The organism is Klebsiella sp. RC2, from assembly GCF_014192815.1.
Lineage (GTDB): Bacteria > Pseudomonadota > Gammaproteobacteria > Enterobacterales > Enterobacteriaceae > Klebsiella > Klebsiella variicola.
In genome coordinates this window covers 102645-120283 of record NZ_JACHYL010000002.1, presented here as the reverse complement: position 1 = coordinate 120283, position 17639 = coordinate 102645, and the positions used below count along the sequence as shown (strand labels likewise).

The 17639-nt window shown below is 57.9% G+C and carries 14 protein-coding genes; 11 read left to right on the top strand and 3 right to left on the bottom strand.

What is annotated here, in order from left to right; all coding sequences use genetic code 11:
• Positions 1-31 precede the first annotated feature (31 nt).
• From FHW76_RS05420 to FHW76_RS05405, 4 genes are all read left to right on the top strand, one after another.
• Complete coding sequence (locus FHW76_RS05420; RefSeq protein WP_012968617.1) at positions 32-1261, top strand: winged helix-turn-helix domain-containing protein; 1230 nt, start codon at positions 32-34, stop codon at positions 1259-1261.
• 63 nt (positions 1262-1324) lie between these two features.
• The gene (gene ycaR, locus FHW76_RS05415) at positions 1325-1507 is read left to right on the top strand and encodes a protein YcaR (RefSeq protein ID WP_012542316.1); all 183 of its coding nucleotides are present in this window, start codon (positions 1325-1327) and stop codon (positions 1505-1507) included.
• Positions 1504-2250: a 3-deoxy-manno-octulosonate cytidylyltransferase gene (kdsB, locus tag FHW76_RS05410; RefSeq protein ID WP_012542315.1), complete on the top strand. Its 747-nt coding sequence runs from the start codon at positions 1504-1506 to the stop codon at positions 2248-2250. The genes ycaR and kdsB overlap by 4 nt, the downstream gene beginning before the upstream one ends.
• Positions 2251-2387: 137 nt before the next feature.
• Positions 2388-3281: a YcbJ family phosphotransferase gene (locus tag FHW76_RS05405; protein ID WP_008805863.1), complete on the top strand. Its 894-nt coding sequence runs from the start codon at positions 2388-2390 to the stop codon at positions 3279-3281.
• On the opposite strand, the gene elyC is transcribed toward FHW76_RS05405, so the two are convergent.
• The gene (gene elyC, locus FHW76_RS05400; protein WP_008805864.1) at positions 3258-4037 is read right to left on the bottom strand and encodes an envelope biogenesis factor ElyC; all 780 of its coding nucleotides are present in this window, start codon (positions 4035-4037) and stop codon (positions 3258-3260) included. The genes FHW76_RS05405 and elyC overlap by 24 nt on opposite strands.
• Positions 4038-4158: 121 nt before the next feature.
• Between elyC and cmoM the strand changes: the two genes are divergently transcribed.
• The 7 genes from cmoM to FHW76_RS05365 all read left to right on the top strand — a co-directional run bounded on the left by cmoM (position 4159) and on the right by FHW76_RS05365 (position 14918).
• Positions 4159-4959, top strand: a complete 801-nt coding sequence (cmoM, locus tag FHW76_RS05395; RefSeq protein ID WP_016160569.1) for a tRNA uridine 5-oxyacetic acid(34) methyltransferase CmoM — start codon at positions 4159-4161, stop codon at positions 4957-4959.
• Positions 4956-6278 carry a chromosome partition protein MukF gene (gene mukF, locus FHW76_RS05390; RefSeq protein WP_008805866.1) on the top strand — a complete coding sequence of 441 codons (1323 nt, stop codon included), beginning with the start codon at positions 4956-4958 and terminating at the stop codon, positions 6276-6278. The genes cmoM and mukF overlap by 4 nt, the downstream gene beginning before the upstream one ends.
• Positions 6259-6963, top strand: a complete 705-nt coding sequence (gene mukE / locus FHW76_RS05385; RefSeq protein ID WP_004150840.1) for a chromosome partition protein MukE — start codon at positions 6259-6261, stop codon at positions 6961-6963. The genes mukF and mukE overlap by 20 nt, the downstream gene beginning before the upstream one ends.
• Positions 6963-11411 carry a chromosome partition protein MukB gene (gene mukB / locus FHW76_RS05380; RefSeq protein WP_172870632.1) on the top strand — a complete coding sequence of 1483 codons (4449 nt, stop codon included), beginning with the start codon at positions 6963-6965 and terminating at the stop codon, positions 11409-11411. The genes mukE and mukB overlap by 1 nt, the downstream gene beginning before the upstream one ends.
• 200 nt (positions 11412-11611) lie before the next feature.
• Positions 11612-13402 (top strand): L,D-transpeptidase, encoded by a 1791-nt coding sequence (gene ldtD / locus FHW76_RS05375; protein WP_012542312.1) that lies wholly within the window; start codon positions 11612-11614, stop codon positions 13400-13402.
• A gap of 303 nt (positions 13403-13705) precedes the next feature.
• Complete coding sequence (locus FHW76_RS05370) at positions 13706-14257, top strand: YcbK family protein (RefSeq protein WP_004201403.1); 552 nt, start codon at positions 13706-13708, stop codon at positions 14255-14257.
• A 13-nt stretch (positions 14258-14270) separates the two neighbouring features.
• The gene (locus FHW76_RS05365; protein ID WP_008805870.1) at positions 14271-14918 is read left to right on the top strand and encodes an MBL fold metallo-hydrolase; all 648 of its coding nucleotides are present in this window, start codon (positions 14271-14273) and stop codon (positions 14916-14918) included.
• Between the two features lie 76 nt (positions 14919-14994).
• On the opposite strand, the gene FHW76_RS05360 is transcribed toward FHW76_RS05365, so the two are convergent.
• Both FHW76_RS05360 and ompK35 read right to left on the bottom strand, forming a co-directional pair.
• Positions 14995-16185: an amino acid aminotransferase gene (locus tag FHW76_RS05360; protein WP_008805871.1), complete on the bottom strand. Its 1191-nt coding sequence runs from the start codon at positions 16183-16185 to the stop codon at positions 14995-14997.
• A gap of 187 nt (positions 16186-16372) precedes the next feature.
• Positions 16373-17452 carry a porin OmpK35 gene (gene ompK35 / locus FHW76_RS05355; RefSeq protein WP_008805872.1) on the bottom strand — a complete coding sequence of 360 codons (1080 nt, stop codon included), beginning with the start codon at positions 17450-17452 and terminating at the stop codon, positions 16373-16375.
• Between the last annotated feature and the right edge of the window lie 187 nt (positions 17453-17639).

The window sequence follows — 17639 nt, the reverse complement described above, 5'->3', positions numbered from 1 at the left end:
GCTGTGCTGGAATTCCTGACGGAGAACCTGCATGTCGGTATTGCAATTATCGCTTAACGAGGCGCGCCACCTCCATCTCGCGGCGCAGGGGTTGTTAAAGAAGCCCCGACGTCGCGCTCGCCCGAAAGACATTCTTTCCACCATCCAGCAGATGTCGCTGCTGCAAATCGATACCATCAACGTGGTGGCCCGCAGCCCCTATCTGGTGCTGTTCAGCCGCCTCGGCAGCTATCCGCAGCACTGGCTGGATGAGTCGTTGCGCAGCGGCGAGCTAATGGAATACTGGGCGCATGAAGCCTGCTTTCTACCGCGCAGCGATTTCGCCCTGGTGCGCCATCGCATGTTGAATCCCGACAATATGGGCTGGAAATACCATCGCGCGTGGATGGAGGAGCATGCCGGGAGTATTGCAGAGCTGCTGGCGCATATCGGGCAAAACGGCCCGGTTCGCTCGGCGGATTTTATCCACCCGCGCAAAGGCGCCAGCGGCTGGTGGGAGTGGAAACCGCATAAGCGCCATCTGGAAGGGCTGTTTACCGCCGGCGAAGTGATGGTGGTGGAACGACGCAATTTTCACCGCGTGTATGATTTAACCCAGCGGGTGATGCCGGACTGGGATGACGAACGCGACGCGCTGTCCCGCGAAGACGCAGAGGCCATCATGCTGCGCAACAGCGCCCGCAGCCTCGGTATCTTTCGTCCCCAGTGGCTGGCCGATTACTATCGCTTGCGCCAGCCGTCGCTACCGGGTCTGCTGGCTGCCTGGCAGGAAGAGGGCCTGGTGGTGCCGGTTAACGTGGAAGCACTCGGCGAGATGTGGTTGCATCGCGACGCGCTGGCGCAGCTTGAGTCAGCGCCTGGTGGTAAGCTGATCGCCAGCCATAGCGCCGTGCTCTCTCCTTTTGACCCGGTGGTCTGGGATCGGAAACGCGCGGAGCAACTCTTCAACTTCAGCTATCGCCTGGAGTGCTATACCCCAGCGCCGAAGCGGCAGTATGGCTACTTCGTACTGCCCCTGCTGCACCAGGGAAAACTGGTTGGGCGGATGGACAGTAAAATACATCGCAAAAGCCAGGAGCTGGAGATCTTCTCTCTGTGGCTGGAGGAGGGGGTGAAGATCACCCGTGGCCTTGAGCAGGGGCTGCGCCGGGCGATTAACGACTTCGCGCGCTGGCAATCGGCGGAGCGGATCCTGTGCCGAGGCTTGCCGGAAGGGCTGTTTGTCGGCCAGGAGCAGGGGTGGGAAATCAACGCCGATTGATCCCGGCGCCGACCTTCCTGTGATATGCTGCTGTGAAATCTATCCGGTCCATCAGGAGGAAACATGGATCACCGTTTACTTGAAATCATCGCCTGCCCGGTCTGTAACGGTAAGCTGTATTACAGTCAGGATAAGCAAGAACTTATTTGCAAACTTGATAGTCTGGCGTTTCCGCTGCGCGATGGTATTCCTGTGCTGCTGGAGACAGAGGCCCGAGCGCTGACGGTTGAAGAGAGTCACTCATGAGTTTCGTGGTTATTATTCCTGCGCGTTTCGCCTCTACGCGCCTGCCGGGAAAACCACTGCAGGACATTAACGGCAAACCGATGATTGTCCACGTGCTGGAGCGCGCGCGCGAATCCGGCGCGGATCGCATTATTGTCGCCACCGATCATCCGGACGTGGCCAGCGCCGTTGAAGCGGCGGGTGGTGAAGTGTGCATGACCCGCGCCGATCACCAGTCCGGCACTGAACGGCTGGCGGAAGTGGTGGAGAAGTGCGCATTCAGCGATGACACTATCATCGTCAATATTCAGGGCGATGAGCCGATGATCCCCCCGGCGATCGTCCGCCAGGTGGCGGAGAATCTGGCGTCCAGCAGCAGTGGAATGGCGACGCTGGCGGTACCGATCCACGATGCGGAAGAGGCGTTTAATCCAAATGCGGTGAAAGTGGTGATGGATGCGCAAGGTTATGCGCTTTATTTCTCCCGTGCCACCATACCCTGGGATCGCGATCGCTTTGCCCACTCCCGCGAGACCATCGGTGATTCCCTGCTGCGTCACATCGGCATTTATGGCTACCGCGCTGGCTTTATTCGCCGCTATGTTAGCTGGGCGCCGAGCCCGCTGGAGCAGATTGAAATGCTCGAGCAGCTGCGGGTGCTGTGGTATGGCGAGAAAATCCATGTTGCCGTGGCGGCAGAAGTGCCCGGCACCGGTGTGGATACCCCGGAAGATCTGGAGCGCGTCCGCGCTGAACTGCGTTAATCCCCTGTCCCCTCCTTGCAGGGGGGGATATCCCCGCCGGTTTTTCGCTTTTTTTGTCCCTTTTTGATCTTATTCGATGACAACCCAGGTGCGGGCGCTCATTATGAAACCAGTAGTGTTCATAGGGGTAATCGACAATGGAACAGTTGCGAACCGAACTCAGTCACCTGCTTGGCGAAAAGCTGAGCCGGGTGGAGTGTGTCAGTGAAAAACCCGCTACGGCGCTGTGGTCCCTGTACGACGCGCAGGGAAACCCGATGCCGCTGCTGGCGCGCAGTTTCACCACGCCCGGTGTGGCGCGGCAACTGGCATGGAAGATCTCCACCCTCGCGCGCAGTGGTACAGTGCGCATGCCGGTGGTTTACGGCGTGATGACGCATGAAGAGCATCCCGGGCCGGATGTGCTGCTGCTTGAGCGCTTGCGCGGCGTTCCGGTGGAGGCCCCCACGCGCACACCAGCGCGCTGGGAGCAACTGCAGGAGCAAATCGTCGAGGCGCTGCTCGCCTGGCATCGTCAGGACAGCGGCGGCTGCGTAGGAATGGTCGACAATACCCAGGACAATCTGTGGTCGAACTGGTACCGCCAGCGGGTAGAGATGCTGTGGAGCACCCTGAACCTGTATCAGGATACCGGCCTGACGATGCAGGATAAGCGTATTTTGTTCCGCTCCCGCGAGTGCCTTCCGGAGCTGTTTCGCGATTTCAATGACAATGCCGTGCTGGTACACGGTAATTTCACCTTGCGCAGTATGCTGAAAGACCCACGCAGCGATCAGCTGCTGGCGATGGTGGGCCCGGGGATGATGCTGTGGGCGCCACGCGAGTATGAACTGTTCCGCCTTGCAGAAGGCGGCCAGGCGGAACAGTTGCTGTGGCGCTACCTGCAGCAGGCGCCAGTTTCCGAGGCCTTTGTCTGGCGGCGCTGGCTCTATCTGCTGTGGGATGAGGTGGATAATCTGGTCAATACCGGGCGCTTTGACCGCGCCCGTTTCGACCTCGCGACAAAATCACTCCTGCCCTGGCTCGCCTGAGCCACCTTTCAGCCATTGCCAGACGCGACCGAGGGTTTCATAGCCGACCCGGTCGCTGTGCATCAGCCATACCGGGGAGGGGATGGCTCGCTCCCACGGATTAAGCGGCGAGGTCACCGCTAACTGATTTGCCGGCGCGGGCAGGGGATCCAGACCGGCATGACGAAAGAAAATCATCGCCCGTGGCAGGTGTGACGCCGAAGTGACCAGCAGGAAGGGCGCATCGCCGATGGCGCGCTTCACCGCCTGCGCTTCCTCTTCTGTATCTTTCGGCCGATCGAGCACGATGATATCGCTGCGTGGTACGCCGAGGCTCTCCGCGACTCTCGCCCCAGCTTCTGCCGTGCTGACGGGATTCGTTTTCGCTGCCGCGCCGGTGAAGATCATTTTCGACCCGGGATTCGCCTGCCACAGGCGAATGCCCTCCGTCAGGCGCGGCAGGCTGTTATTGATAAGATTAGAGCTTGGCGCCCACTCCGGATTCCAGGTATAGCCGCCGCCCAACACCACCACGTAGCTCACCGGCTGCTCGCCGCGCCAGGTGGGGTAGCTATCTTCAATCGGTTTCAACAGGCTGTCGGCCACCGGTTGCAGGCTCAGCAGCGCCAGCAGCAGCCAGCCGAGGCTCACGCATAGCTTGCCGGTACGTTGAAAGCGGCTGAACCATAACAGCGCGATCCCGATCCCGATCAGCAACAGCAGGGCGGGAAGCGGCAACAGCAGACCGCCGACGATCTTTTTTAGCGTGAAAAGCATGCCAGATGGTTCCTTTTTTAACCATATAACCAAAGTTATGTTCGGATCTTATAACAGATCGCTTCATTCTCGGCGTGGGTATGACAAAATAGCGGTTTTGTGTTGGCTTGTGGAGTCGCCCGTGCAGGATCGCAATTTCGATGACATTGCTGAAAAGTTTTCGCGCAATATTTACGGCACCACAAAAGGTCAGCTGCGCCAGGCGATCCTCTGGCAGGATCTGGAACCGCTGCTGGCGCAGCTGGGGCCGGGACCGCTGAGGGTGCTGGATGCCGGCGGCGGCGAAGGGCAAACAGCCATTAAAGTGGCGCAACTGGGCCATCACGTGACGCTGTGCGATCTCTCCGCTGAAATGGTGGCGCGCGCCCGCCAGGCGGCCGTCGATAAAGGTGTGATCGACAACATGCATTTTGTACAATGCGCGGCTCAGGATATTGCGCAGCATTTGGAAAGCCCGGTTGATCTGGTACTGTTTCATGCGGTGCTGGAGTGGGTGGCGGAGCCCCAGGAGGTGCTGCGTACGCTGTGGTCGACACTGCGTCCTGGCGGTGGGCTGTCGTTGATGTTCTACAATGCTAACGGCCTGCTGATGCACAATATGGTGGCTGGTAATTTCGATTACGTACAATTGGGCATGCCAAAAAAGAAAAAACGCACGCTGTCGCCGGATTATCCGCGTGAGCCGCAGCAGGTTTATCACTGGCTGGAAGAGATTGGCTGGCAGATTGTCAGCAAAACCGGCGTGCGGGTGTTTCATGATTATCTGCGTGAAAAACGCCAACAGCATGACAGCTATGCGGCGCTGCTGGAGCTGGAAACGCGCTACTGTCGTCAGGAGCCGTATCTCAGCCTGGGCCGTTATATTCATGTCACCGCGCTTAAGAGCCAGGCTCATAGCCGCAGATGCAAGGATAAAGTATGAGTGAATTTTCCCAGACAGTCCCCGAACTGGTTGCCTGGGCCAGGAAAAATGATTTTTCTATCTCGCTGCCGGTCGACAGACTCTCTTTTCTGCTGGCGGTCGCCACGCTGAACGGCGAACGGCTGGAAGGGGAAATGAGCGAGGGAGAACTGGTGGATGCGTTCCGCCACGTCAGTGATGCGTTTGAGCAGACCAGCGAAACCATCAGCCAGCGCGCCAATAATGCGATCAACGATTTGGTGCGCCAGCGTCTGCTGAACCGCTTTACCAGCGAAATTACCGAAGGCAATGCGATCTATCGCCTGACGCCGTTGGGGATCGGGATCACCGATTACTATATCCGTCAGCGTGAATTCTCGACGCTGCGTCTCTCGATGCAGCTGTCGATCGTCGCCGGCGAGCTGAAGCGTGCGGCGGATGCGGCAGAAGAGGGCGGGGATGAGTTCCACTGGCATCGCAATGTTTTCGCTCCGCTGAAATATTCCGTGGCGGAAATTTTCGACAGCATCGACCTGACGCAGCGCATTATGGATGAGCAGCAGCAGCTGGTGAAAGACGATATCGCACAGTTGTTAAATAAAGACTGGCGCGCGGCGATTTCCAGCTGTGAACTGCTGCTGTCGGAAACCTCTGGCACCCTGCGCGAACTGCAGGATACGCTGGATGCGGCGGGGGATAAACTGCAGGCGAATCTGCTGCGCATTCAGGATTCGACCATGGCGCGCGACGATTTGCATTTTGTCGACCGGCTGGTATTCGACCTGCAAAGCAAACTCGACCGCATCGTCAGCTGGGGTCAGCAGGCGATTGACCTGTGGATCGGCTACGACCGCCATGTGCACAAGTTTATCCGTACCGCTATCGATATGGATAAGAACCGCGTCTTCGCCCAGCGTCTGCGCCAGTCGGTACAGACCTATTTTGATGAACCGTGGGCGCTGACTTACGCCAACGCCGACCGTCTGCTGGATATGCGCGATGAAGAGATGGCGCTGCGCGATGAAGAGGTCACCGGCGAACTGCCGGCGGATCTCGAATTTGAAGAGTTTAACGAAATTCGCGAGCAGCTGGCGGCGCTGATCGAAGCGCAGCTGGCGGTCTATAAAGAGAAGGGAATACCGCTGGACCTCGGCCTGGTGGCGCGGGAGTTCCTGGCGCAGTATCCGCGCGGACGTCACTTCGACGTGGCGCGGATCGTCGTGGATCAGGCGGTACAGCTGGGCGTCGCCCAGGCAGATTTCACCGGACTGCCGGCAAAATGGCAGCCGATTAATGATTACGGAGCCAAGGTACAGGCGCATGTCATTGACAAATATTGAACAAGTGATGCCGGTTAAGCTGGCGCAGGCGTTGGCCAATCCGTTATTTCCGGCGCTGGACAGCGCCCTGCGCGCGGGCCGTCATATCGGTCTCGACGAGCTGGATAATCACGCATTTTTGATGGATTTCCAGGATTACCTGGAAGAATTTTACGCTCGCTATAACGTCGAGTTGATCCGCGCTCCGGAAGGGTTCTTCTATCTGCGCCCGCGCTCCACCACGCTGATTTCGCGCTCGGTGCTGTCGGAGCTGGATATGATGGTGGGCAAAATTCTTTGCTATCTCTATCTCAGCCCGGAGCGCCTGGCAAACGAAGGGATTTTCACCCAGCAGGAGCTCTATGACGAACTGCTGACCCTGGCGGATGAATCCAGGCTGCTGAAGCTGGTGAACAATCGTTCCACCGGTTCGGATCTGGACCGCCAGAAGCTGCAGGAAAAAATGCGCGCGTCGCTTAACCGCCTGCGCCGCCTGGGGATGGTGTGGTTTATGGGCCATGACAGCAGCAAGTTTCGCATTACCGAATCGGTATTCCGCTTTGGCGCCGATGTGCGCGCCGGCGACGACCCGCGCGAGGCGCAGCGCCGCCTGATCCGCGACGGGGAAGCGATGGCTCTGGAAAATCACCTGCAGCTCAATGATGAGAATGAAGAAAACCAGCCGGATAGCGGGGAGGAAGAGTAATGATTGAACGCGGTAAGTTTCGCTCGCTAACGCTGGTTAACTGGAACGGTTTCTTTGCCCGGACCTTTGATCTTGATGAACTGGTGACCACCCTCTCCGGGGGGAACGGCGCGGGTAAGTCCACGACCATGGCGGCTTTCGTCACGGCGCTGATCCCGGATTTAACCCTGCTGCACTTCCGTAACACCACCGAAGCGGGGGCCACCAGCGGCTCACGCGATAAAGGCCTGCACGGTAAGCTGCGCGCCGGGGTGTGTTACTCGGTACTCGATGTGATCAACTCCCGCCACCAGCGCGTGGTGGTCGGCGTGCGCCTACAACAGGTCGCCGGACGCGATCGTAAAGTCGATATTAAGCCGTTCGCCATTCAGGGACTGCCGACCTCTATCCTGCCGACCCAGCTGTTGACCGAAACGCTGAACGATCGTCAGGCGCGCGTGGTCAGTCTCAATGAGCTGAAAGACAAACTCGAGGCGATGGAAGGCGTCCAGTTTAAACAGTTCAACTCGATCACCGAATATCACTCGCTAATGTTCGATCTGGGCGTGGTGGCGCGTCGTCTGCGTTCCGCCTCCGATCGTAGCAAATACTACCGCCTGATTGAGGCCTCGCTGTACGGCGGGATCTCCAGCACCATTACCCGCTCGCTGCGCGACTACCTGCTGCCGGAAAACAGCGGCGTGCGTAAAGCGTTCCAGGATATGGAAGCGGCGCTGCGGGAAAACCGCATGACGCTGGAAGCCATTCGCGTTACCCAGTCCGATCGCGATCTGTTTAAACACCTGATCAGCGAAGCCACCAACTACGTGGCGGCGGACTATATGCGTCACGCCAACGAGCGGCGCATTCACCTGGATAAGGCGCTGGAGTATCGTCGCGATCTCTTTACCTCGCGTTCGCAGTTGGCGGCCGAGCAGTATAAGCACGTCGAGATGGCGCGCGAGCTGCAGGAGCACAACGGCGCGGAGGGCGATCTGGAAGCCGATTACCAGGCCGCCAGCGATCACCTGAACCTGGTGCAGACCGCCCTGCGTCAGCAGGAAAAAATTGAGCGCTACGAAGCGGATCTCGATGAGCTGCAGATCCGTCTGGAAGAGCAGAATGAAGTGGTGGCGGAAGCCACCGACCTGCAGGAAGAGAACGAAGCCCGCGCCGAAGCCGCAGAACTGGAAGTGGATGAGCTGAAAAACCAGCTCGCCGACTATCAGCAGGCGCTCGACGTCCAGCAGACCCGCGCCATTCAGTATAACCAGGCGCTGCAGGCGCTGGAGCGCGCGAAGGCGCTGTGCCATCTGCCGGATCTGACGCCAGAGAGCGCCGACGAGTGGCTGGAAACCTTCCAGGCGAAAGAGCAGGAAGCGACGGAGAAAATGCTGTCGCTGGAACAGAAAATGAGCGTGGCGCAAACCGCGCACAGCCAGTTCGAACAGGCGTACCAGCTGGTGGCGGCGATTAACGGCCCGCTGGCGCGTAATGAAGCCTGGGACGTGGCGCGCGAATTGCTGCGCGACGGCGTTAACCAGCGCCACCAGGCCGAGCAGGCGCAGGGGCTGCGCAGCCGTCTCAACGAGCTGGAACAGCGTCTGCGCGAGCAGCAGGACGCCGAGCGTCAGCTGGCTGAGTTCTGCAAACGCCAGGGCAAACGCTACGATATCGACGATCTGGAAACGCTGCATCAGGAGCTGGAAGCGCGCATCGCGTCGCTGGCCGACAGCGTCTCTAACGCTCAGGAACAGCGCATGACCCTGCGTCAGGAGCTGGAGCAACTGCAGTCGCGCACCCAGACGCTGATGCGCCGGGCGCCGATCTGGCTGGCGGCGCAGAACAGTCTCAACCAGCTGTGCGAGCAGAGCGGCGAACAGTTTGAGTCCGGCCAGGAGGTCACCGAATACCTGCAGCAGCTGCTGGAGCGTGAGCGTGAGGCTATCGTTGAACGTGACGAGGTCGGCGCCCGCAAGCGTGCCATCGACGAAGAGATCGAGCGACTCAGTCAGCCGGGCGGCTCTGAAGACCCGCGTCTGAACGCGCTGGCGGAGCGCTTTGGCGGCGTCCTGTTGTCGGAAATTTATGACGACGTTAGCCTCGAAGATGCGCCGTACTTCTCCGCGCTGTATGGCCCATCGCGCCATGCGATCGTGGTGCCGGATCTGTCGCAGGTGGCGGAGCAGCTCGAAGGGCTGGAAGATTGTCCGGAAGACCTGTATCTGATCGAAGGCGATCCGCAGTCCTTCGACGACAGCGTGTTCAGCGTTGACGAGCTGGAAAAAGCGGTGGTGGTGAAGATTGCCGACCGCCAGTGGCGTTATTCACGTTTCCCAACGCTGCCGCTGTTTGGTCGCGCGGCGCGCGAAAATCGCATCGAAACACTGCATGCTGAGCGTGAGAGTCTCTCCGAGCGTTTCGCGACCCTGTCGTTCGACGTGCAGAAAACCCAGCGTCTTCACCAGGCTTTCAGCCGCTTCATTGGCAGCCATCTGGCGGTGGCTTTCGAGGACGATCCGGAAGAAGAGATCCGCAAGCTTAACAGCCGCCGCGGCGAGCTGGAGCGTGCGCTGAACGCCCATGAGAGCGATAACCAACAGAACCGCGTGCAGTATGAGCAGGCGAAAGAGGGCGTGTCGGCGCTCAACCGCCTGCTGCCGCGCCTGAACCTGCTGGCGGATGATACGCTGGCTGACCGCGTGGACGAGATCCAGGAACGTCTGGACGAAGCGCAGGAGGCAGTGCGCTTTATTCAGCAGCATGGCAATCAGCTGGCGAAGCTGGAGCCGATCGTCTCGGTATTGCAGAGCGATCCGGAGCAGTTTGAGCAGCTGAAAGAAGATTACGCCTATGCGCAGCAAACCCAGCGCGATGCGCGTCAGCAGGCCTTTGCGCTGGCGGAAGTCGTGCAGCGCCGGGCCCACTTCAGCTACTCCGATTCGGCGGAGATGCTCAGTGGCAACAGCGATCTCAACGAGAAGCTGCGCCAGCGTCTGCAACAAGCGGAATCTGAGCGTAGCCGCGCGCGCGAAGCGATGCGTAGCCACGTTGCGCAGTTGAACCAGTACAACCAGGTGCTGGCGTCGCTGAAGAGCTCGTATGACACCAAAAAAGAGCTGCTCAACGATCTGTATAAAGAGCTGCAGGATATCGGCGTGCGTGCCGATGCCGGGGCGGAAGAGCGCGCGCGTCAGCGTCGTGACGAGCTGCACACGCAGCTGAGCAACAACCGCTCCCGTCGCAATCAGCTGGAAAAAGCGTTGACCTTCTGCGAAGCGGAAATGGACAACCTGACCCGTAAACTGCGCAAGCTGGAACGCGATTACTGCGAAATGCGTGAGCAGGTTGTCAGCGCCAAGGCGGGCTGGTGCGCGGTGATGCGTCTGGTGAAAGACAATGGCGTCGAACGTCGTCTGCATCGCCGCGAACTGGCCTATCTCTCTGCCGACGAACTGCGTTCGATGTCGGATAAGGCGCTCGGTGCGCTGCGTCTGGCGGTCGCCGATAACGAACATCTGCGCGACGTGCTGCGTATTTCGGAAGATCCGAAACGTCCGGAGCGCAAAATCCAGTTCTTCGTCGCCGTCTATCAGCATCTGCGCGAGCGTATCCGTCAGGATATTATTCGTACCGATGACCCGGTGGAAGCGATCGAGCAGATGGAGATCGAGCTCAGTCGTCTGACCGAAGAGCTGACCAACCGCGAACAGAAGCTGGCGATCAGTTCCCGCAGCGTGGCGAATATCATTCGCAAAACCATTCAGCGTGAACAGAATCGTATCCGGATGCTCAACCAGGGTCTGCAGAGCGTCTCGTTCGGCCAGGTTAACAGCGTGCGTCTGAACGTTAACGTGCGCGAGACCCACTCGACGCTGCTGGATGTCCTGTCTGAACAGCATGAGCAGCATCAGGATCTGTTTAACAGCAATCGCCTGACCTTCTCGGAAGCGCTGGCCAAGCTGTATCAGCGCCTGAACCCGCAGATCGACATGGGGCAGCGCACGCCGCAAACCATCGGCGAAGAGCTACTCGACTACCGCAACTATCTGGAGATGGAAGTGGAAGTTAACCGCGGCTCCGACGGCTGGCTGCGCGCGGAGTCCGGCGCGCTGTCGACCGGGGAAGCGATCGGTACCGGGATGTCGATTCTGGTAATGGTGGTGCAGAGCTGGGAAGATGAGTCTCGTCGCCTGCGCGGCAAGGATATCTCGCCTTGCCGTCTGCTGTTCCTCGATGAAGCGGCGCGTCTCGACGCCCGCTCCATCGCCACGTTGTTCGAGCTGTGCGAACGTCTGGAGATGCAGCTGATTATCGCGGCGCCGGAAAATATCAGCCCGGAAAAAGGCACGACCTATAAACTGGTGCGTAAAGTGTTTAATAATCACGAACACGTACACGTTGTCGGCCTGCGCGGTTTTGCCGCACCGGTACCGGAAGCACTGCCGGGAACGGCCGACGCCTCCTGAGGCTGCGGCTAAATTCTGGCGGCTAAGCGCTGAAAAGGGCAACGTTAAGTTGCCCTTTTTGCTATCCAGCCTGGTATGCCTGGGTGGTATAATCTTTAAGCTTCTTTACATTAGGTAAGGCAAAAGCCTTTCCGTCTTTATATACTGTGATAAAGCCCACTAATTTGTGGGCGGCAATGTGTGACAACAGGGGGCAAGGGATGTTGCTAAAGAAACGGTATGGTCGTCCATTGTCAGCGCTCAGCCTGAGCCTGGCACTGGCATTTGCTCCGCTGTTCAATGTCCAGGCCGCAGAGCCTGAAGTCGTACCTGGTGATAGCTCCGCTACGCCTGGAGAGCTTTCCGTCGCGCTGACGCAAAGCGATGGGCAATCGCCGGCGGTCGCGAAGCTGGCCGGTGAGCAGCCGCTGTCGATGGAGGCGGCGGCAAACAGTCGCGCCCAGATCGAGGCGCTGTTGCCGGCAGGGTACAAACCTGTCTTTATCAATCCGCTGGTGTCGCTGTACGCCGCCAGAGATATGAAACCGATGTGGGAGAACCGCGAGGCGGTGCAGGCGTTCCAGCAGCAGCTGGCGGAGATCGCCATCGCCGGTTTTCAGCCGCAGTTTACCACCTGGGTCAGCCTGCTGACCGATCCCGCCGTCAGCGGCATGGCGCGCGATGTGGTGTTGTCGGATGCCATGATGGGCTATTTGCACTTTATCAGCGGCATCCCCACCCAGGGGACCCGCTGGCTATATAGCTCGACGCCGTACAAGATGGCGACCCCGCCGCTATCGGTGATTAACCAGTGGCAGCTGGCGCTGGACAATGGCTCCCTGCCAGCGTTTATCGCTGGCCTGGCGCCGCATCATCCGCAGTATGAGGCCATGCACCAGTCGTTGTTGGCGCTGGTGGCTGATTCTCGCCCGTGGCCGCAGATGACCGGTAGCGGCTCGCTGCGCCCCGGCGAATGGAGCAATGATATCGGTGCCCTGCGCGAGATCCTCCAGCGTACCGGGATGCTGGACAATACCGCCAATATCGTTCTGCCCGGCGATGTGGTGAGCCCGTCGGCGAAGAAAAAGAGCAAACCCGCGGCGCGCGGCGTGTACGATCGCCAGCTGGTGGAGGGGGTTAAGCGCTTTCAGGCCATGCAGGGGCTGGGTGCGGATGGCGTCATTGGCCAGTCCACCCGCGACTGGCTCAACGTCTCTTCCGCGCAGCGTGCGGGGGTGCTGGCCTTGAATATTCAGCGTTTACGCCTGCTACCGGGCAAACTGTCGACCGGCATTATGGTGAATATTCCCGCTTTCTCGCTGGTCTATTACCAGGATGGCAGCCAGGTGCTGGCCTCGCGGGTGATCGTCGGGCGTCCGGACCGCAAAACGCCAATGATGAGCAGCGCGCTGAACAACGTGGTGGTCAATCCACCGTGGAACGTGCCGCCGACGCTGGCGCGCAAAGATATCCTGCCGAAGGTGCGTAACAATCCAGGCTATCTGGAGCAGCATGGCTACACCGTGATGCGCGGCTGGAACAGTAAAGAGACCATCGATCCTTATCGGGTCGACTGGTCGACCATCACCGAGAATAATTTACCGTTCCGTTTTCAGCAGGCGCCTGGAGCGCGTAACTCACTGGGCCGCTACAAGTTTAATATGCCGAGTTCAGATGCTATTTATCTGCACGATACGCCGAACCATAATCTGTTCCAGAAAGATGTTCGCGCGCTCAGCTCCGGCTGCGTACGCGTCAATAAGGCCTCGGAGCTGGCCAATATGTTGCTGCAGGATGCGGGCTGGAACGACACGCGTATTTCCGATGCCCTGAAGCAAGGGGATACGCGCTATGTCAATATTCGGCAAAATATACCGGTGAATTTATATTACTTAACGGCTTTTGTGGACGCTGATGGACGTACACAATATCGAACAGATATTTACAATTACGATCTCACCGCGCGATCCAGTGCACAAATTCTGACGAAAGCGGAACAATTAATCAGGTAAATGAAGTAGTTCAATGGATTTTGTTGTCCTAGCACTGGGTAAAAAAGGGCGCTGCTCCTCTGCAGCGCCCGATTTTCCTGGGGTGAGGCTGCCTTGACGTTGGCAATAATGCCCGGTAAGGTGCCTTTCGTGCGCCAGAAGTGCATATACATATCATTCCGCTCAATGCGTAGCGCGGTCAGCGCGAACGCTCTCCTTTGCCGGACAGCATCACGGCTGTGGCGAGCGATGGCGAGCTGGCGGTTAGCCTCGCGCGATGCGGAAAAAGTATATAACGATTCATTGACTGTAGACCTGATTATCATGGACAAATTTGACGCTAATCGCCGCAGATTGCTGGCGTTGGGTGGTGCTGCGCTGGGTGCTGCCGCCATTCTCCCTGCGCCGGCATTTGCCACCCTCTCGACCCCCCGCCCGCGTATTTTGACGCTGAATAACCTGCATACCGGTGAATCGCTCAAGGCGGAGTTTTTCGATGGCAGAGGCTATATTCAGGATGAATTAGCAAGACTTAATCATTTTTTCCGTGATTACCGCGCGAATAAAATTAAGTCCATCGATCCAAATCTGTTCGATCATCTTTATCGGTTGCAGGGATTGCTTGGCACCAACAAACCTGTCCAGCTTATTTCTGGTTATCGTTCCCTCGATACCAATGATGAGCTTCGCGCACGAAGCCGTGGTGTGGCAAAACACAGCTATCACACCAAGGGGCAGGCAATGGATTTCCATATTGAAGGTATTTCGTTAAGCAATATTCGCAAAGCGGCGTTATCTATGCGCGCAGGTGGTGTAGGATATTACCCACGTAGTAACTTTGTGCATATTGATACCGGTCCCGTAAGGCACTGGTAACGAAAGGAGCGTCATGAACTATCGTATTATTCCGGTTACCGCGTTCGCGCAGAACTGTTCTCTCATCTGGTGCGAACAAACCCGCCTGGCGGCGCTGGTCGATCCTGGCGGCGATGCTGAACGTATCAAAGCGGTGGTGGCGGAGGCGGGCGTCACGCTGATGCAGATCCTGCTGACGCATGGCCATCTCGATCACGTCGGCGCCGCTGCGGAACTGGCGCAGCATTATGGCGTACCGGTTATTGGTCCGGAAAAAGAAGATGAGTTCTGGCTGGAAGGATTGCCGGCGCAAAGCCGGATGTTCGGCCTGGAGGATTGCCAGCCGCTGCGTCCGGATCGCTGGCTCAATGAAGGCGATGTGGTCAATGTAGGGAATGTGGCGCTGCAGGTACTGCACTGTCCGGGCCATACGCCGGGTCACGTGGTCTTCTTTGATGACGCTTCCCGATTGCTCATTTCCGGAGACGTGATTTTTAAAGGCGGGGTGGGGCGCAGCGATTTTCCACGCGGCGACCATGGACAGCTGATTGCGGCCATTAAGGATAAGCTGTTGCCGCTGGGCGATGACGTGACCTTTATTCCCGGCCATGGTCCGCTGTCGACGCTGGGTGAGGAACGCCGTAACAACCCGTTCCTGCAGGATGAGATGCCGGTCTGGTAACAGACATGACGCGAACACATAAAAAAGGCCGCATTTGCGGCCTTTTTCTTTTATCTCGCTTAGAGCACGCTGTCGCTTACAGTACTGCGACGATGGCTTCGCACAGCGGCGCCATATTGTCAGGCGTCATCCCGGCCACGTTGATACGTCCGGAAGCAACCGCATAGATGGCGAACTCTTCACGCAGGCGCAGCACCTGTTCTTTAGTCAGGCCGCTGAATGAGAACATGCCGTTCTGCTGGCTGATAAAGCTGAAGTCGCGGCTCGCGCCTTTCTCCTGCAGGGTGTTGACGAACAGCAGGCGCATACGCTGGATGCGCTGGCGCATATCGGTCAGCTCCTGCTCCCAGATCGCACGCAGCGCATCGTTGCTCAGAATGGTGGCGACCACGGAGGCGCCATGCGCAGGCGGGTTGGAGTAGTTGGCGCGGATCACCGATTTCATCTGACTGAATGCGCGGTCAACGGTCTCCTGATCGGCGGCGACCAGCGTGCAGGCGCCGACGCGCTCGTTGTACAGGCCAAAGTTTTTCGAGTAGGAGCTGGCGACCAGCAGCTCTTTGTGCAGCGCAGCAAAGGCGCGCAGACCTTCAGCATCTTCTTCCAGACCGCGGGCAAAGCCCTGGTAGGCGAAATCAAACAGCGGGAGCCAGCCTTTTTCCACTGACAGCTGAGCCAGCTGCTGCCACTGGTCGAGCGTCGGATCGATACCGGTCGGGTTGTGGCAGCAGCCGTGGAACAGCACCACGTCGCCGGCCTGGGCTTCGGTCAGGCTGGCCAGCAGACCCTCAAAGTCCAGCGCATGGTTAGCGGCGTCGTAGTAGGTATATTCGCGCACTTCCAGCCCGGCAGAGGTAAACACGCTCTTGTGGTTCGGCCAGCTTGGGTTGCTCACCCACACGCGTTTCACGTCGGTGTTTTTGGCGAGGAAGTCAGCCGCGACACGCAGAGCGCCAGTACCGCCAGGGGTCTGCGCAGTGCGGGCGCGTTTATCAGCGATAATCGCATTGCCTTTACCGAACAGCAGCTCCTGGGTGCAGCGACCAAATTCAGGAATACCATCGATGCCCAGATAGTTTTTAGTCGTTTCATTTTCCAGCAGGTACTGCTCTGCTTTCTTGACGCTGGTCAGAACGGGTGTTTTACCGGTTTCATCCTTGTAAACACCAATTCCGAGGTTAATTTTTTCAGGGCGGTCATCGGCACGAAACAGATCGGCCAGACCTAAAATCGGGTCGGCTGGGGCGGCGGTAATGTTCTCAAACATGACGAGGTTCCATTGTGATTACTGAAGGGAAATCCGCTATCAGGTTAACGGGAGAATAACGAATTGCCAACCGTTTGCGACAAAAAGCGAGAAGGTTTTCGAAAGATACGATCTTTGCCTCACGAATACAGAAAAGCAGGACCGAAGTCCTGCTTTGAAGGCATATCACGAAGGGGTGTACTGCAGATTAGAACTGGTAAACGATACCCACGGCCGCCTGGTCGTCGGTGGCTACGCCAGCCGCTTTGGTGTAATCGTTGTCGTCCAGCTGGTTGAATTTATACGCAGCGTAGACGTTCATGTTCTTGTTGAAGTAGTACCAGGTACCCACTTCGATGTATTTAACCAGATCCGCATCGCCGCCGGAGAAGCCAGCACGTGACTGCAGGTCTTTACCTTTGGTCTGCACGTAACCGATGGACGGACGCAGGCCGAAGTCGAACTGATACTGTACGACAGCTTCAAAGTTCTGGGTTTTGCCCGCGAAGTGGTTATCTTCTTCCGGAGTCATGTTGTAGGTCTGAGAGTACATGACCGCTGCATAGACGTTGTTGGCGTCATATTTTGCAGAGGTTGCCCAGGCTTCGGCTTTGTCGCCATTGCCGTCAGCTTTCTGATCGACGCTACGGTTGGAGCCGGAGTAGCCTGCAGACAGTGCGATACCGTTGTCGAACGCGTAGGTGGCTGCGGTGCTGAAGCCGTCGCCATTCTGCTTGCGAACCGCACGGTCGTGGTCGTTTTTACCCTGGTACTGCAGCGCGAAGCTCAGACCGTCAACCAGACCAAAGAAGTCAGAGTTACGGTAGGTTGCCACGCCGTTGGTACGGCCGGTCATGTAGTTGTCGGTGTAGTTCCAGCCGTCGCCGCCCCATTCAACCAGCATATCGGTTGCTGCTTCGACATCGTAGATCGCGCCGTAGTTACGGCCGTAGTCGAATGAACCGTATTCGCCCGCTTTCAGACCCGCGAACGCCAGACGGGTTTTCGTCGGTTGGGAACCTTCAACGTTGGACGCATCCATGTTGTATTCCCACTGGCCGTAACCGGTCAGCTGATCGTTGATCTGAGTTTCGCCTTTCAGGCCGATACGGGCATAGGTGGTATCGTCGCTGCTGGTGTCGCCATTGGTGGTCCAGACGTGCTCGCCGACCATTTTCCCATAGAAGTCCAGTTTGTTGCCGTTTTTGTTATAGATTTCTGCAGCGTTGGCTGCACCGGCTACCAGCAGGGCAGGGATCACCACTGCCAGAATATTGCGCTTCATCATTATTTATTACCCTCATTAATATTTTTTATATGAACACGTGCCACTGCCGTCAATAAGTTCTGTCAATAAAAAATTACAGAACCATTGATGAGAGTTTGGTGTCTGAAGGCATCTTTCCATCCGCGACAACGTTTCGCTAGCCGGAAAATGCTACGAATATCTCATATGAGTAACAAAACGAAAAATC

Excerpts from the sequence above, each read along its gene's own strand:
- FHW76_RS05420 (WP_012968617.1), top strand. The coding sequence starts at position 32 with ATGTCGGTATTGCAATTATCGCTTAACGAGGCGCGCCACCTCCATCTC.
- ycaR (WP_012542316.1), top strand. The coding sequence starts at position 1,325 with ATGGATCACCGTTTACTTGAAATCATCGCCTGCCCGGTCTGTAACGGT.
- kdsB (WP_012542315.1), top strand. The coding sequence starts at position 1,504 with ATGAGTTTCGTGGTTATTATTCCTGCGCGTTTCGCCTCTACGCGCCTG.
- FHW76_RS05405 (WP_008805863.1), top strand. The coding sequence starts at position 2,388 with ATGGAACAGTTGCGAACCGAACTCAGTCACCTGCTTGGCGAAAAGCTG.
- elyC (WP_008805864.1), bottom strand. The coding sequence starts at position 4,037 with ATGCTTTTCACGCTAAAAAAGATCGTCGGCGGTCTGCTGTTGCCGCTT.
- mukF (WP_008805866.1), top strand. The coding sequence starts at position 4,956 with ATGAGTGAATTTTCCCAGACAGTCCCCGAACTGGTTGCCTGGGCCAGG.
- mukE (WP_004150840.1), top strand. The coding sequence starts at position 6,259 with ATGTCATTGACAAATATTGAACAAGTGATGCCGGTTAAGCTGGCGCAG.
- mukB (WP_172870632.1), top strand. The coding sequence starts at position 6,963 with ATGATTGAACGCGGTAAGTTTCGCTCGCTAACGCTGGTTAACTGGAAC.
- ldtD (WP_012542312.1), top strand. The coding sequence starts at position 11,612 with ATGTTGCTAAAGAAACGGTATGGTCGTCCATTGTCAGCGCTCAGCCTG.
- FHW76_RS05370 (WP_004201403.1), top strand. The coding sequence starts at position 13,706 with ATGGACAAATTTGACGCTAATCGCCGCAGATTGCTGGCGTTGGGTGGT.
- FHW76_RS05365 (WP_008805870.1), top strand. The coding sequence starts at position 14,271 with ATGAACTATCGTATTATTCCGGTTACCGCGTTCGCGCAGAACTGTTCT.
- FHW76_RS05360 (WP_008805871.1), bottom strand. The coding sequence starts at position 16,185 with ATGTTTGAGAACATTACCGCCGCCCCAGCCGACCCGATTTTAGGTCTG.
- ompK35 (WP_008805872.1), bottom strand. The coding sequence starts at position 17,452 with ATGATGAAGCGCAATATTCTGGCAGTGGTGATCCCTGCCCTGCTGGTA.